We start from the raw sequence: 16,070 nt of genomic DNA on the forward strand, positions 1-16,070 counted from the left end.
TTTAGTTAAACCTAACGAGTTAATTCATGAACTTTGTCTTCACTACGCCAAAAAGTGAATGTAAAGATACCTTGAAACAATAAGTTATTTGATCGGCCAACAAGCTACAACATTTTAAAATACGCAACACTATGATACTCACTAACGCGAAACAAATAATCCACGATAAAAGACTTGTTTTGCCCGCATTTTTTCTCCCTTGGTTTACACTCATAAGGTACCCAACAAAATACAACTAAATGAATTGGGTGAATTTATCCTTAAGGGGTATTGCATACGCAGCAGCGGTGCAGCAGTTTATTCTGGAAACTCTTATCATGGTGATGGTTTTATGAGTCTTGAAGAATCCTTAGAACAATTAAAACGTCAGTACTTACATGCTTTACCAGATAAAAAGAAACAAATCATTACGTTATGGATCTCACTCCGTAAAAACTGGCAAGGCCATATGCTGTCGGCAGTGTACCGTGAAGTGCATAATTTGAAGGGCTCCTGTGAAACCTTTGGTTTAACTGAAACCAAAGATATTGTTGGTAAGCTTGAGCTTCAATTAAAAAATCTTCTCGACACCCCTGCGCCCACGCTAAATGTGATCAAAGGCCTAGATACGCTTTTCCACCAGTTACTGCAAAATAATCTACAGTATCAACCTGCTGCGCCCGTAGTCGAAGCCAATATGCAGCAAAGTCCCTATAAACCCTCAAAAGCACGGCATGAATACTGTATCGCCATTATTGAAGACGATAGTAATGTCGGGGCCATGATCACTAAACAACTGCATGAATTTGGTTTTAATGTGCAGCATTTTTTGAACTTTACCGATTTTCTCAAGGTGCAATACTCAACGCCATTTGACTTAATATTGTTAGATCTCATTTTGCCCGATTATACCGAAGAAGCTTTATTTGAAGCCGCAACTGAGTTTGAGAAACATAATACTCGTGTATTTGTACTGTCCTCCCGCGGTGATTTTGATATGCGCTTATTAGCGATCCGCGCCAATATCAGTGAATATTTTGTCAAGCCAGCTGAAACTACGTTATTAGTACGCAAAATTCATCAATGGTTAAAAATGTCCGAAAAACCGCCACTAAAAGTACTTTTAGTGGATGATCAACAATCTATGGTGGACTATTTTTCTAGCCTATTACGAAGCCATGGTCTGATGGTACGGGGGATGACTAAACCTGAACAAGTTTTACCGACACTTGAGCAATTTGAGCCAGATTTGTTTATTTTCGATCTCTATATGCCAGAGGTAAATGGATTAGAACTCGCGAAAATGATCCGTCAGCTAGATAAATATACTTCGAGCCCAATTTTAGTATTGAGCTCGGATGACACGATGCAAAACAAGGTCAGTATTATTCAAGCAGGTTCTGATGATTTAATTTCTAAACAAACAGCACCGAGTTTGTTTGTGACCCAGGTAATTTCCCGTGCCCAGCGAGGCCATGATATTCGAAGTTCCGCGAGCCGTGATAGTTTAACGGGCTTACTCAACCACACCCAAATTCTCGTTGCGGCTCGCCGTAGTGTTAATCTCGCCAAACGCGTTAATCAATCTGTGTGTATTGCCATGCTGGATTTGGATCACTTCAAACAAGTCAACGATACCTACGGCCATTCCGGCGGCGATAAAGTGCTCTTAGCCTTTGCACATTTGTTGCAACAATCCCTACGTCCGACGGATTTTATGGGGCGATATGGAGGTGAAGAATTTATGCTGGTGTTACCGGATATGCCCGCCCCACTTGCCATTGCAAAACTCAATGCGATCCGCGAAAGTTTCAGCCATATTGTTTTTGTTGAAGAAGGCGCAGAGTTTAAGGTGACGTTAAGCGGTGGCTTGGCATTTTCAACAGAGTGTGAAGAGTTTCAGGACTGTTTATTACTAGCTGATAAAAATCTATATGAAGCTAAACGAACTGGCAGAAACCGCCTTGTTACTACCTTAATAAAAAATAGCGAGTCGATCTAAGCGAAGCATCTTAGTTTTAGTCACGACTGAGTGAGGCAAGGTAATTCAATAGCTTGTCTGCAAGTTGTGGCAGTTCAACCACCTGGTGAACCACGCCACGTTTAATAGCCTCTTTTGGCATGCCAAACACAACACAGCTTTGTTCTCCCTGAGCAAAGGTTTTGCCACCATGTTTTGCGATTGCTTCCATCCCATCGGCACCATCCTTTCCCATCCCTGTTAAAATAACGGCTGTGGCATTGGCCCCTGCATATTGGGCTACCGAATTAAATAGCACATCCACTGACGGCCTATGGCCACTGATTTTTTCACCTTGGCTAAGCTTTGCTTTAAAACTACCTCCAACCTTAATGATTTCGAGATGCATATCCCCCGGCGCCACATAGGCATTGCAGGGTAACAACTTCTCCCCATCTTCCGCTTGCTTAACCTTCAGGCGAGTGAGCTTATTTAGTCGCTCTGCAAAGGTGCGCGTAAAGCCCGCAGGCATATGTTGGGTGATTACAATCGGTGGCATCACGGCAGGTAATTGCTGTAAAAGATATAAAATCGCCTCAGTGCCCCCCGTTGAAGCCCCAATCGCGACCAACTGGGTATTGACAGTGCGCTGGCTTAGAGCGGGTTTAATACTCGATTTAGGTGCATTAGTGGCAGGTATTTGCGGCGCTTTAAGCAATTTGGCTCTGGCTGCCGATTTGATCTTTTCGAGGATCAAATCCTGATATTCATTAAATCCCTGCGGCGAATCTAATTTAGGTTTAGGTATAAAATCTACTGCGCCTAAAGCCAATGCATTGAAGGTTGCATCTGCGCCTTCTTCGGTGAGCGCTGAAATCATCACCACCGCAGTTGGCCTTGCCTTCATTAATCGATCAAGAAAAGTCAGCCCATCTACTTTTGGCATTTCAATGTCTAAGGTGATCACGTCTGGGCGAAATTGATTCACCATGTCCTTGGCCATGTAAGCATCCGCAGCCATACCGACCAAAGACATCTCGGGATCAGACTCAATCATCTTTCCCAATAAACTGCGAATTAACGCAGAATCGTCGACCACTAAGACCTTTATCGTCATCTTTTAATCACCAAAGAGTTCAACATCTCCTCCCCGAGGAAGATTTTTAATCCGTAAGCGATATTCACTTTCCCTGTCCATGATAGTGCTATTATGCATCGTCTTAATTTTCCTTACTTTAACGAGTCCAGAATCAGGAAAAAAGTAGACTTTCCGCGGATAAATATCGAGCAAGTCCGCCGCGATAACCGGAATTTGCTCCATCCGCAAATATTCAAGAACAAATTCGGCATTACGTTCACCAATATTCTGAACGGTTAACCCTGATAACATGTTGCCACCGCCGAAAACTTTGGCTTCAAGAAAGTGTCGTCGAGCACCTAACTTTAGTAACTCATTGATAAGTAACTCCATTGCATAAACACCATAACGGGCTGAATCAGTTAAAATACCAGTACCATGGCCATTGTCATTGGGTAATAAAAAATGATTCATGCCACCAATTTTCCGTTCAAGATCATAAAGACAAACGGAAATACATGACCCCAAAACGGTAACAATCAAGGTGTCTTCACGCGTAGCATAGTACTCACCAGGTAGAATTTTCACCGCTTCACAGTCAAACAAGTGATCAAAATACCGATTAGGGCCCGCAGCTGGATATTCAATATTCGGTTTTTGCACTCACACTTCCCTTTACGGCTTTATAAGTCGTTTGTCCCACTGGTGTTATAATTTGCGGAAACATATTAAAATTTTCAGAATGTCCCGCGATATATAATCCATCCTCAGCAAGCGAAAGCATCATATGTTTTAAAATGCTTTCTTGCGTTGCTTTATCAAAATAAATCATTACATTTCGACAAAAAATAATATCGATCGGCGTCTTTATTGACCAAAAGTTGTCAACTAAATTGATGCGCGTAAACTGCAACATTTGCCTTAATTCGGGTACAACGCGAACATTACCGAGTTGTGCCCCTTTACCTCGCTGGAAAAACATCTTTTTCCGCTCGTCACTTACTGTCTCTATTCTTTCTATGGGATAGATCCCCAACTGCGCTTTTTTTAATACAGCACTGTCAATATCAGAAGCAATAATCTCAATTGGCGTATTAAATCGACCAAAATGCTCTGCAACCACCATTGCAATTGAATAGGGTTCTTCACCTGTACTACTCGCCGCACACCAAATTCGTTTAGTTTGCGGATGGGCCTGCAAATGGCGTTTTAACACCTCAAAATGGTGCGGTTCACGAAAAAACGCCGTTTGATTGGTGGTAAGCGCATTTATAAACTCTTGATGCTCACTTTCATTGGCTTGCAAGTAGTCAAAATAATCCGAGAAACCCGGTAATTTGAGAGCCCTGATCCGCCGAACTAATCGGCTATACACCATGGCATCTTTACTCTCGGCTAACTTTATCCCTGCAAATTGATAAAGCAGCGATTTCACGGTATTGAAATGAGCCGAAGTAAAAATGTATTCCTTGCCTAAGGGTCTAAGTTCACTCAATCAAAAATCTTCCCATTCATCTTGATCAGCCTTACTTATCCTTGGCGCCATTGCCTTTGGTTTTGTGGAGACCCGCGCTAAAGCTGAAGATTTACCCGTGAGTTTTTTTAACTCACTGGCACGGGGTGCAGCATCGCTTTCTTCGTCAACTTTAAAATTCGATACACTATCAGCCAGTTGCTGCGCTTGAGATTGCATACTTTCTGCAGCCGCAGCGGCTTCCTCCACAAGAGCAGCATTCTGTTGCGTCATTTCATCCATTTGTACGACGGCTTTACCTATCTCATCAATGCCGATTGCCTGTTCATTCGATGCAGAGGCAATTTCTGCCATAATGTCGTTAACACGTTTAATGGCAATGACAATTTCCTTCATGGTGTCGCCTGATTTACCAACCAGGCTATTACCACTCTCAATTTTGCTAACAGAGTCAGAAATCAAGGCTTTGATATCCTTAGCGGCATTTGCAGAGCGTTGAGCCAAGCTTCGTACTTCAGATGCGACGACAGCAAAACCCCGCCCCTGTTCACCCGCCCTTGCCGCTTCTACCGCAGCGTTAAGTGCTAAGATATTGGTTTGGAAGGCGATACCATCAATAACACCGATAATATCGGCAATCTTACGTGCCGATTCGTTAATCGATGCCATGGTTTGCACCACTTGCTGGATCAGTTCACCACCGTCTTCGGCAACATCAGCCGCCTTAGAAGCTAAAGCATTTGCTTGGCTTGCATTATCCGCATTTAATTTAACAGTGCCGGTTAGCTCTTCCATGCTGGCTGACGTCTCTTCCAGACTAGAGGCTTGTTCCTCTGTTCGACTAGACAGATCGGCATTACCCTGAGCGATTTCTGAAGATGCGGTGTTAATGGTATCTGCCGCTTTTTGAATATCTCTTATCATGAAGGACAATTTTTCAGCCGTTTGATTTGAATAATTTTTCAAATCATTGAAGGTCCCTTCATACTCATTATAGATGCGGGTCGTCAGATCCCCATCTGCCATCGCCATAAGCACACGCGCGACATCCTGAAGCCCACGATCCGAGGTTTCAATCAAGGAATTAAGGCTATTTGCAAGCATTAAGAAAAAGCCCTGTTTACCTTGACTATCAACGCGTTTTGAAAAATCACCTGCAGCGGCAGCGGCCACAATTCGGGCAATTTCTTGCTCAACTTGGACTTCTTCTGTTCGGTCTAGCCATTCCACCACAGAACCTAAGCGTTCACCCGACTTAGAAATAATCGGACTGGCAGTTAAACGAAAATGACAACTGGCGACTTGAATTTGTGATTCATACTTGCGGTCGAGTTTATCGAGTAAGTTCGCCTGATGGGCGGGATTACGGTGAAAAATATCCATTGAACTGCCGACGATTTTATCCACCGAAAAATGAGGTAACACCTGGCGAATCTCACTCTCGGAACGACGTAGCATCGCTTCTACCGAACGGTTCATATAAATGATCGTGCGACTCGCATCGGCGATCATCACATTGGTACTGGTATTGTTCAGCGCCTCTAATATTCGTTGCGTTGCGCGCTCAGCTTCAATGCTTTCGGTACGGTCAATCCATTCAACACCCGTACCTAAATGTTTATTCTCACGGGAAATAATAGGTGTAAGTATCAATTTAAAGGTGCGTTTACCAATGCTAATCTGCGCCGTGTGGGACTGCGAAAGTCTTTCAAGCATATTGCGCTGGTGAGCAGGATTTACATGGAAAATATCAATATTACTCCCAACGATCTTCGCAACCGAGAATTGCGGTAACTGCTTACGGATATCGGCCTCCGCCTCTGACAACATACTCAGCACGGCTTTATTTGCGTAAATGATATTGCGGTCGCTATCGGCAATCATAAAATTATTACCGCTATTATCGAGTAATTGGAAATAGCGTTGGCGCTCTTCATCTCTACGTTGGCGCTCTTCGGTATTACCAAAAATATCAAGGATACCCATAATGTTTACTCCTGATCTGAAAGACTGTTTGTATCAATTAGCCCCAACTCATCACTGCTGATAAGCGCCTGAATATTGACTAAAATAATCATTTTTTCTTCAACGGTGGCGAGTCCTTTGAGATATCGACTATCAAAGGCAGCACCAAATTCCGGTGCAGGTAAAATGGCTTCACTCGACAGCTTAATCACATCAGAGACTGCATCGACCACAATGCCTACGATTCGGTCGCAGACATTCAGCATGATGACAATAGTAAATTCATCATAAGTGACTGTGCCGACATTAAATTTCATCCTTAGATCCACAATAGGGACTATATCGCCACGCAGATTAAGTACCCCTTTGATAAAACTGGGTGCGTTAGCTATTTTTGTCACGGGTTCATAGCCCCTGATTTCCTTTACTGACATGATGTCCAAGGCATAATGCTCTTCGCCCAAAACAAAACTTAAAAACTCTACTTCATCATGGGCACTTAACTCGGATTTAGCGGAGAGTGATGCGCGGCTTTCCATGAGATAGTCCTCAGTTAATTCTTAATTTGTTGTGAAAGTGATTCGACATCGAGTATCAAAGCAACGCTGCCATCTCCCATGATGGTCGCACCTGAGACGCCGGGGATACGACGATAATGTTTTTCTAGGCTTTTTATAACGACTTGTTGTTGACCTACCAAAGCATCGACGCATAGTCCAAAACGCTTATTATTACTTTCGAGTAGCACCACTATGCCCTCTTCGGGTCGCTTCGCCTTTGCTTCAATTTCCATTAATTGATAGAGGTTCAATAAGGGTAAATATTCCTCGCGTACCCTTATTAATCTCTCTTGTGACAAAAACTTAAGCTGCTCAGGTTGTGGCTGTATTGACTCAATAATATGCACTAGAGGCAAAATATAAATTTGATTACCAACACTCACACTCATGCCATCCACAATGGCTAAGGTTAGTGGTAATTGGATTTCAAACGTCGCTCCCTGCCCAGCAACGGAATCAATATCGATTCGGCCACCTAATGCTTCTATATTTTTACGTACCACATCCATACCGACGCCACGCCCAGACACATCGGTAATTTCCTTAGCAGTCGAAAAGCCTGCCGTGAAAATTAATTGCCATATCTGCTTGTCGCTGATGTTGTCAGCGACGGGCATATTATTCTCACGGGCTTTTTGTAAGATTTTTTCGCGGTCTAAGCCCGCCCCATCGTCATGCACGGCTATAACAATGCTTCCCCCCCGTTGGCTTGCTCTGAGTGATAACTCTGCCACCTCAGGTTTTCCTAACGACTGCCTGACCTCTGGTTTTTCAATTCCATGGTCTAGGCTATTACGCACAAGATGGGTGAGCGGGTCGACTAGCTTTTCAATCATGCCCTTATCAATTTCAGTGTTACCACCTTCAATCACAAGATTGACATTTTTGCCAAGCTGCTCCGATAAATCCCGCACAAGACGATGGAACCTATTGAATACAAAAGAAACCGGCAGCATACGGACAGACATCACTGCCTCTTGCATCTCTCGGGTATTTCGCTCTAGTTCCATCAGTGCGGCTTTGAGTCTCTCGCCTAACTCGCCAGTTAACTCGTTACCAATCAGAGTTAGCATGGATTGCGTAATGACTAATTCACCCGCTAGATTGACTAATGTATCGATTTTCGATGTTTCGACTCTTAATGTAGCGTCTTGGCTAGTAGCTGTTGATTTTTTTGCCACCGTTTGGAGATGAATTGGTTTGGTCGCAGTCGCGGGTTCTTGCATTAATGGTTGGATAGGATTGACTGGCACTGAGGCTTCCGCTTTTACCTTCTCAGTATTCTTTCCAGTAAATTGTGGAAGTTTTGATGCCGATACATGATTCGTCTGCGCGGTAGTGGAGTCAGCCGCAGGCGGGGTTTTACCGGTTTGCACTTGGACTATCGCATCAAGCTCACTGTCAATGCTATCAGGCGTTAAAGATTCAAAAAAACCAAAACCTAAGTCGTTGTCATCCGCTGCTGTGGAAATGGGTTCGGGCCTGACATTGGTTTGCGAAAGCGAGTCAATACCAATTTCTTTAGCGGTATAAGCCTCATCGAAAAAGCCAAAATCTTGATTTTCAACCGCAAGACTGAGCTCAACATCCTCTTCAAAAAAACCAAAACCCATATCCTCCTCTGGGGCTTGGTTCGTGCGCGCTTCTTCGAGTTGATTTGAATTTGTGGTGATGGCTTGAATCACAGGCGTTGACAAGTCTTTAGGGCTTACTGCCGAAAAAGACTCTCCATTCAATGCAGCTACGAGCTGATTTTTGGCAAATTCGACCTGCTGCCAGTCAATTGGCGCTTCCTGACGGTAAAGGCTAAGAATATGGGACAAGGTGTCAACCGTCTTCAAAAGCAAGTCAATGATCCCTGAAGATAACTCAAAAGTCCCTTTTCGGATTTTATCGAGCAAATTTTCCATCACATGAGTCACACTCGTCAAAGCTGTGAACCCAAAAATACCACTCCCCCCTTTAATGGAGTGCGCCGCGCGAAAGATGGTATTTAATTCCTCAGGATCTGGGGACTGAATGTCTAAGGCAATCAGCAACTGCTCCATGTTTTCAAGATGCTCATGGCTTTCTTCAAAAAACACTTGGTGGAACTCAGCCATATTAATGGACATAGTGCCCCCATTACCTTAACCCAGCACTTTGGCTGTGATGGCTAGTAACTTTTGCGGGTCAAAGGGTTTAACCATCCACCCAGTAGCGCCAACCGCCTTACCCTGTGCTTTCATATCATCCCCCGCCTCAGTAGTTAACATTATGATGGGCGTTCTCATAAAAGCAGGCATTCCCCGTAAGGATTTAATCAAAGTTAATCCATCCATACGCGGCATATTTTGGTCGGTCAAAATAAAGTCAAAGCGCTGGCTTGCGCATAAATCGAGAGCTTCTCGACCATCTTTCGCTAAAGTGACCTGATAACTCGCCGATTTCAACGTCGCTTCTACCATTTGTCTAATGGCGGCCGAATCATCAACAATTAATATTTTTTTACTCATGCGCTATTCCATTACTACTCTAGTGATATTACCCGGTGAAATTAACTCATACTGTTTACATAAGGTTTTCACCAATGATAGCCCTCGACCCGAAAGCTCGGGATAACCAGATATACTTCTGTTGAAGCCAGTAAAACCTTTACCACTATCCGCAACAGTAATAACTAGCTCGCTCATATGATTCCAAGTGATACTCACCTTTACCCAATCATCCGCACTAAGACGCTCTGAATAGCCATCTCTTATACTATGGTACAATTCAAAGCCTTCAGGATCATTCTTTAGTCTAGAGTCTAATTTTAGCACTCCATGATCTATTGCATTACTAAATAGTTCGGCAACTACAGTGAACACTCTTTGGCAAAAATTAGTGGCAAAACCAAACACACTTAGGAATTGGTTTAGGGTACTGAGATAATCAGCATTCAATAACATCGCGCCTGATATTTTAATATCCCAACTAAACTCACCATTCAGGTTTGAAGTTAACTCTTTAAAATCCCGAGTTTGATGCCATTGATACAAACGTTCAAAATCAAGAGTGCAAACAGTAATATCATCGGCTATGTGTTTGCCTTGAAAATACTGTTCAAAACTATCGGTTAGATAGTGTGTTAAATCACCTAATTTTTCGTCAAACAAAGACTGTAGTCGACCAATGCCAAATGGCTGCTCTTCTAATGTATGCTGTTCAATAAGCCCATCACTAAATAAACATGCATATCCATGATTTGGTAAATCAATAGAGAAAATATCCGCAACAAAAGTATTCGGGGGAAGAATACCTAATGCCATATTAGTCGAGTTGAATGCCTTATCATTACTTAATTCATGTTCTAAATGGAGGTAAACGGGGGGCATCCCCCCGTTCCAGACATATAATTTATTCCTAAAAAAATCCGCCTCAAGAATGATGCAAGCAACAAACCTATCTTCTGGATTCTCGTGATACACTTTTTCATTGAGTTCATAAATCAAGGTAACTAATGAAAATCCCTTTGAAACCATTGCTCTAAAGGTACTCGCCACGCGCATAATTGGCATGGCAGCGCTGAGACCATGCCCGGTAGAATCCGCAAGCATTAAAAATAAATTCCCATTAGGGGAAACACCGTTTAATAGAATGTCGCCGCTAAAATTAGCACTTGCCTGACAAAAAGTTTTTATAAAATCGAAATGATTATTATCGATATTGACCAAATGCTCAAAAATATGGCGAGCCATTTGCTCTTCCCTAGCCTTTTCATAGAGCATTTTCTCAAGTTCACTACTTTGTTGTTTAACTTTTTGTTGTAGTTGAACTCGAGTTAACAAACATTCAGCCTTATACCAAAAAAGCTCAACATTAATGGGTTTAACAACAAAATCTAGTACACCCATTTCAAAACAGCCTAAAAATGCTTGCGGATCTTTTTTATCATTAATAACAATTACTGGAATTTCTTTATTCAAAGACTTTAGATGTTCAAGTAGCGTAATCGCTGTTCCATCAGGTTGGAAATAATTCACTAGAATTAAGTCAATTTTATTCAGCGATATTTCAAAAAAAGCATCTTCAAGGTTGTCACTGACAATCACGCTATAACCTTTGCTATGAATAAAATCACTAATGGATTGGCTAACAACAGCATCATTGTCAACTACCAATACAAAATGATTTATCGCTAAATGCCCTGACATAGATATACTACTCAATTATATAAATTTTTTGCATGTTGGCGACTTTTAAAATTTCTTCCGCCTGGCCATGCGCGCCCTTTATCGCTGTGGTTAATCCCCGCTCTTGTGCTTTGCGGTGAAGTAACACCATCATGCCAAGTGCGGAACTATCAAGGTATAGCACTCGGCTAAAGTCGAGAATGATGTGATTAATATCCTTAAGACTTAAAACATGCTGATAGTCACTCGTAAACGCTTTGTGATAATAAAAATCAAAACGTTCTGGTAAAACTATAATCTGAATATTTGACATAACTTGCTATCCATTCAAAAGAGTTCTATTTCACCACTCGTTATTTCATTCCTTGAAACAGGATTATGTTTTTCATTACGGCGCTGGCCTATTTTTTCAGTCACAGCTTCACCTGCAACGCCAAATTCTTCGTGTGACATTGTGGTGACTTGCTTGAGAGCATCTTTTAAATGATGCAATGACTGATTGGTATAGGTGAGACTTTGGGAAGTGATATCGCTAAACTGCAAACCTCTTATTGTATCTGAGATAGCAGTTTCAAGTTCATGTGCTGACGAATCTATCCGTGCAATGACCTTTGAGTCCTTTTCTGCTTTAATGATGATTTGTTTGAGCGCTGTATCAATATCTTTTTTAGCATCAATAATATAACTCATATCTTGCGCTGCGACTTTACTCACATGCTGAGTTAATTGCTCAATTTGCGATTGAATGGATCGTAGTTGTTTTTGTATACCATCACTAAAACCCGCGCTTCGATTTGAAAGCGCGCGCACTTCATCAGCAACAACTGCAAATCCTCTGCCCGCCTCCCCCGCACGAGCAGCCTCAATTGCGGCATTCAATGCCAATAAATTTGTCTGTGAAGAGATTTGGTCTATGTCCTGTAGTGCCTTCATTGCTTGAGGCATTGACTCATAGATAAGATTTACTTTTTCAAGTAGTTCCATCGTTGAAGCTGACATTTCAATAGTGGATTGGATAAAGCGCTCAAGTGTTTGCGAGGTGTTATTAGCGAACTGTTTCATTTGTTCAGAGTGAAAGATTTCTGCATCATCAGTACTTTTGACAAGATCGGAAATAAAGCCTGTTTGCTCCGTCATTAAACGACCCAGTCCATCAAACGAATCTCCGAGCAAAGTTACAGCATCATTTTGAACGGTAAGAACATTATTGATATTGGCTTCACATTCATCAACAGTAGCAATGGCCTCTTGGTAGAGCTGCATATGAGTATGCCAATCGAGGTTTATTGCTTTATCTTGCGAAGTTTGAGTAGAGACTGACGCCTTTTGAGTTTGCCTATTTCGGTAAACTTGCCACAAAAGCATGATTGCAACGGATAGGATCGGACTCACAACCCAGAAGGTTATCAAACCAATCGCGTATCCAACTGCAACGGCTAATAAAGCAATAACACCATCCCTAAATTCCATACTTTCCTCGCGAGAATTGTTCTGTGATTAAAAAGTAGTTTGATATTCAGGGCTTTTCAAACAGATAAAGAAATTTTTATCTTTGTTAGAACATAGTTCTAAAAAGCATTGATTTAATGCGCACAAAGCTAAGTTTGGCATAAAAGTATGATAGCCAGCCCAGTTAACTTGATGATTTACTAATAAACTGACTTCTGATTACTCAAATCTAAACTGGGCAGTCACATAAGCCTAGGTTACACTGGCGATGTCTTCGACTGGGATGGGATCATTTATGAGTCAACGTACATTACACTCCTTATTTAAACCCACATCCGTAGCCATTATTGGCGCCTCCAATAGTGAGAAACGCGCCGGTAATGTGCTGATGAAAAACCTGCTCTCCAGCGGATTTTCTGGCCCCATCATGCCCGTGACGCCAAAATACCGTGCCGTGATGGGGGTACTTGCCTATCCCAATATCGAAGCCTTACCGATAAAGCCCGATTTAGCGGTGATTTGTACCCGCGCCACTCGTGTACCCGCCATCGTCGAAACTCTGGCCCAATTCGGCTGTAAAGTGGCGATTATCATGGCATCCGGCATGGCGCAGGAGGTGAATGAAGAAGGTGTCAGCCTGCTCGACTTAGCCATGCAACACGCTAAACGCTATGGTATGCGTATCCTTGGTCCCAACAGTTTAGGTATTTTATTGCCGCCGTTAGGGCTCAATGCCAGCTTGGCCCACGCCAGCGCCCTGCCCGGCAAAATTGCTTTTGTGTCGCAGTCGGCGGCGATTTGTACCACAGTGCTGGATTGGGCAAACAACAAAGGTATTGGCTTTTCATCCTTTATCTCCCTTGGCGATGCCACCGATATTAACTTCGATGAGTTACTCGATTTCCTCGGCCGCGATAGCCGTACTAGCGCCATCATGTTGTATATCGATTCGGTCAATGAGAAACGCCATTTCCTCTCCGCCGCCCGCGCCGCCTCCCGCAATAAGCCCATATTAGTGATTAAATCAGGCCGCAGCGCCGAAGGAGTACGTGCTGCCAAGTTGCATACGGGTGGCATTGGCGGTAACGATGCCGTGTACGAAGCCGCCTTTAGGCGCGCTGGTATGCTGCGGGTGAATGATTTGATTGAACTTTTTGCCGCAGTGGAAAGCCTCGCCCACTCTAATCCATTGCAAGGCGAGCGATTAGGGATCATCAGTAATGGTGGCGGCCCTGCGGTATTGGCCGTCGATGAACTTATTCTGCGCGGCGGTAAACTGGCGGAGTTATCCCAAGAGACCATCGCCAAACTCGATGCCGTGCTGCCCAGTACTTGGTCGAAACAAAATCCCGTTGATATTATCGGCGATGCCAACGCCAGCCGTTACGCCAGCGCACTTAATATCCTGATGGATAGTGAAGAATTAGACGCAATCTTAGTGCTGCACTCGCCCTCAGCCCTTGGCGAAAGTGTCGAAATTGCCGATGCCTTAATTAAGGTGATCCACGCGCATCCGAAGAAAAACCGCTTAAATATCCTCACCAACTGGAGCGGTGAAGACTCGGCCTACCAGGCCCGCAAGCGCTTTACCAAGGGTGGCATCTCCACCTATCGCACCCCCGAAGGTGCGGTCGGTGCCTTTATGCATATGGTAGAATATCGCCGTAACCAAAAACTGCTGCAGGAAGTGCCGCAGTCTATCCCCGACAATATTCCAACCGATAGCCAAACGGCGCGAAAACTGCTGCAAGCGGCGCAGGCAAAGGGCAAAGCGGTACTTGAAACCCACGAAGCCAGCCCGATTTTACGCGCTTATGGCCTCAATACTATCGACACTTGGTTTGTCAAAGACGCCGATGAGGCCGTTGCCATTGCGAATGAGGCGGGTTATCCCCTCGCGCTCAAGGTGCAATCACCGAATATTTTGCATAAATCCGATGTCCACGGCGTTATGCTTAACCTCACCTCGGCGGAAGATATTCGCCATGCCGCTAATGCGATTACTCAGCGGGTGCATCAGGCCAATCCCGACGCGATTATCGAGGGCATGATAGTGCAAAAGATGGCATTGACCGCGGGCGCGCAGGAAATTCGGGTCGCCGTAATCAGCGATCCCGTCTTTGGTCCGGCCATCTGTTTAGGTGAAGGCGGTTCTGAGTGGGATCCCACAAGGGACGCGGCCGTGGCTTTACCCCCACTCAATATGGCGCTGGCCCGCTACATGGTGATCCAAGCTTTAAAGACCCATAAGTTAAAGGACAGGCATTTACCGCTGGGGCTGGATATGAACGCCCTGTGCGTAATGCTGACGCAAATTTCCCACATCGTCATTGACTGCCCAGAGATAGCATCGTTAGATCTTAACCCTGTGCTAGCGGCGGGGGAAAACATCACCCTGCTTGATGTGAATATCCGTCTGCACGATGCCAATACCGATAACACCTCGCGTCTTGCCATCATGCCCTATCCCAAAGAATTAGAGGAATTTGCCGAGCTTAAAAATGGCCTTAAGGTCATGCTGCGTCCCATCCTGCCCGAGGATGAGCCCAAGCATTTGGCCTTCGATAATTCCCTCTCCGATGAAGATAGGTACAAACGCTACTTTGGCGTGCGCTCTAAGATGACCCACGAGGAAATGGCGGTACTGACCCAAATCGACTACGCCCGCGAAATGGCGTTTATCGCCACAGCTAAAGGGCCGGACGGTGATGACATAACCCTAGGTGCGGTAAGGGCCTCCATCGACCCCGACAATACTGAAGCCGAATTTGCCATGGCGGTGCGGGGCGATCACCAAGGTATTGGGCTGGGTAAATTACTGCTCGAAAAATTGATTAAATACTATCAAGCCAATGACACACCTGTGCTAACCGGCTTTACCATGTTTGAAAACCGCAATATGGCAAGCCTTGCCAAGAGCTTAGGTTTTAAAGTGACCTTCGATATGGAAGAACATTTGATCAAAATGCATATGGATTTGAAAAGTGATACCCCAACCCATTCCTGATGGGCTTAATATATTAGGTTAACCTAGGGCGCGTTGACGTTTCGAGATTTGGTGTTGTTCGTTCTGGCAAGCACATGCTCGCGAAACGAGGAATGATGTGTCGTTATTCTACTCAAATGACGAGCGGCTATGATAGCAAGGGCTTGCCAGACGAACTCTTCGGGCAGCATTTGGCTGGCGTTTCTGCTGCGTTATCGTCCGTTTATGTAGAATAACGACACTGCACGGACTCAGCCTTGTATACAAGCCAGCCAAATTGCTGCAAAAAAACCAGAAACGTCAATATGACTTAGCATAAGTGCCACCATTGTGGCACTTATTCGTTGGGCGACTAAAGCTAAAATTAAAAATTTTCAATAAATTAGCCAATAAAAATAGGATTTAATGACCATTCAGGAGTTTTCAACAATTCGGCATTTATGCAGAGTTAGGTCAGTACTGCAT

The 16,070-nt window shown here is 43.9% G+C and carries 12 protein-coding genes; 2 read left to right on the plus strand and 10 right to left on the minus strand.

What is annotated here, in order from left to right; all coding sequences use genetic code 11:
* The first annotated feature begins 331 nt into the window (after positions 1-331).
* Positions 332-1,981 (plus strand): diguanylate cyclase, encoded by a 1,650-nt coding sequence (locus SHD_RS11460; protein ID WP_039978187.1) that lies wholly within the window; start codon positions 332-334, stop codon positions 1,979-1,981.
* A 16-nt stretch (positions 1,982-1,997) separates the two neighbouring features.
* On the opposite strand, the gene SHD_RS11465 is transcribed toward SHD_RS11460, so the two are convergent.
* From SHD_RS11465 to SHD_RS22390, 10 genes are read right to left on the minus strand one after another with little or no spacing between them, the layout of a single operon-like run.
* Positions 1,998-3,056, minus strand: a complete 1,059-nt coding sequence (locus SHD_RS11465; protein ID WP_023267261.1) for a protein-glutamate methylesterase/protein-glutamine glutaminase — start codon at positions 3,054-3,056, stop codon at positions 1,998-2,000.
* Positions 3,057-3,059: 3 nt separating this feature from the next.
* Positions 3,060-3,680 (minus strand): chemoreceptor glutamine deamidase CheD, encoded by a 621-nt coding sequence (gene cheD / locus SHD_RS11470; protein ID WP_023267262.1) that lies wholly within the window; start codon positions 3,678-3,680, stop codon positions 3,060-3,062.
* The gene (locus tag SHD_RS11475) at positions 3,661-4,512 is read right to left on the minus strand and encodes a CheR family methyltransferase (protein WP_023267263.1); all 852 of its coding nucleotides are present in this window, start codon (positions 4,510-4,512) and stop codon (positions 3,661-3,663) included. The genes cheD and SHD_RS11475 overlap by 20 nt, the downstream gene beginning before the upstream one ends.
* Complete coding sequence (locus SHD_RS11480; protein ID WP_023267264.1) at positions 4,513-6,477, minus strand: methyl-accepting chemotaxis protein; 1,965 nt, start codon at positions 6,475-6,477, stop codon at positions 4,513-4,515. It abuts the gene before it with no gap.
* A gap of 5 nt (positions 6,478-6,482) precedes the next feature.
* Positions 6,483-6,995: a chemotaxis protein CheW gene (locus tag SHD_RS11485; protein WP_023267265.1), complete on the minus strand. Its 513-nt coding sequence runs from the start codon at positions 6,993-6,995 to the stop codon at positions 6,483-6,485.
* A gap of 14 nt (positions 6,996-7,009) precedes the next feature.
* Positions 7,010-9,130 carry a chemotaxis protein CheA gene (locus SHD_RS11490; protein WP_023267266.1) on the minus strand — a complete coding sequence of 707 codons (2,121 nt, stop codon included), beginning with the start codon at positions 9,128-9,130 and terminating at the stop codon, positions 7,010-7,012.
* Positions 9,131-9,145: 15 nt separating this feature from the next.
* Complete coding sequence (locus tag SHD_RS11495) at positions 9,146-9,511, minus strand: response regulator (RefSeq protein ID WP_023267267.1); 366 nt, start codon at positions 9,509-9,511, stop codon at positions 9,146-9,148.
* A gap of 3 nt (positions 9,512-9,514) precedes the next feature.
* Positions 9,515-11,191 (minus strand): SpoIIE family protein phosphatase, encoded by a 1,677-nt coding sequence (locus SHD_RS11500; protein WP_023267268.1) that lies wholly within the window; start codon positions 11,189-11,191, stop codon positions 9,515-9,517.
* 7 nt (positions 11,192-11,198) lie between these two features.
* On the minus strand, positions 11,199-11,483 hold the full coding sequence (locus SHD_RS11505) for an STAS domain-containing protein (RefSeq protein ID WP_023267269.1): 285 nt from the start codon (positions 11,481-11,483) through the stop codon (positions 11,199-11,201).
* A gap of 14 nt (positions 11,484-11,497) precedes the next feature.
* Positions 11,498-12,640, minus strand: a complete 1,143-nt coding sequence (locus SHD_RS22390; protein WP_023267270.1) for a methyl-accepting chemotaxis protein — start codon at positions 12,638-12,640, stop codon at positions 11,498-11,500.
* Positions 12,641-12,914: 274 nt separating this feature from the next.
* Here SHD_RS22390 and SHD_RS11515 point away from each other — a divergent pair, with 274 nt between their 5' ends.
* Entirely contained in the window at positions 12,915-15,626 is a 2,712-nt protein-coding gene (locus tag SHD_RS11515; RefSeq protein WP_039978190.1) for an acetate--CoA ligase family protein, read from the plus strand.
* The last annotated feature ends 444 nt before the right edge of the window (positions 15,627-16,070 follow it).

This window comes from Shewanella decolorationis S12 (genome assembly GCF_000485795.1).
Classification (GTDB): domain Bacteria; phylum Pseudomonadota; class Gammaproteobacteria; order Enterobacterales; family Shewanellaceae; genus Shewanella; species Shewanella decolorationis.

Coding starts and splice junctions, on each gene's coding strand:
- SHD_RS11460 (WP_039978187.1), top strand. CDS start 332: ATGAGTCTTGAAGAATCCTTAGAACAATTAAAACGTCAGTACTTACAT.
- SHD_RS11465 (WP_023267261.1), bottom strand. CDS start 3,056: ATGACGATAAAGGTCTTAGTGGTCGACGATTCTGCGTTAATTCGCAGT.
- SHD_RS11480 (WP_023267264.1), bottom strand. CDS start 6,477: ATGGGTATCCTTGATATTTTTGGTAATACCGAAGAGCGCCAACGTAGA.
- SHD_RS11485 (WP_023267265.1), bottom strand. CDS start 6,995: ATGGAAAGCCGCGCATCACTCTCCGCTAAATCCGAGTTAAGTGCCCAT.
- SHD_RS11490 (WP_023267266.1), bottom strand. CDS start 9,130: ATGTCCATTAATATGGCTGAGTTCCACCAAGTGTTTTTTGAAGAAAGC.
- SHD_RS11495 (WP_023267267.1), bottom strand. CDS start 9,511: ATGAGTAAAAAAATATTAATTGTTGATGATTCGGCCGCCATTAGACAA.
- SHD_RS11500 (WP_023267268.1), bottom strand. CDS start 11,191: ATGTCAGGGCATTTAGCGATAAATCATTTTGTATTGGTAGTTGACAAT.
- SHD_RS11505 (WP_023267269.1), bottom strand. CDS start 11,483: ATGTCAAATATTCAGATTATAGTTTTACCAGAACGTTTTGATTTTTAT.
- SHD_RS22390 (WP_023267270.1), bottom strand. CDS start 12,640: ATGGAATTTAGGGATGGTGTTATTGCTTTATTAGCCGTTGCAGTTGGA.
- SHD_RS11515 (WP_039978190.1), top strand. CDS start 12,915: ATGAGTCAACGTACATTACACTCCTTATTTAAACCCACATCCGTAGCC.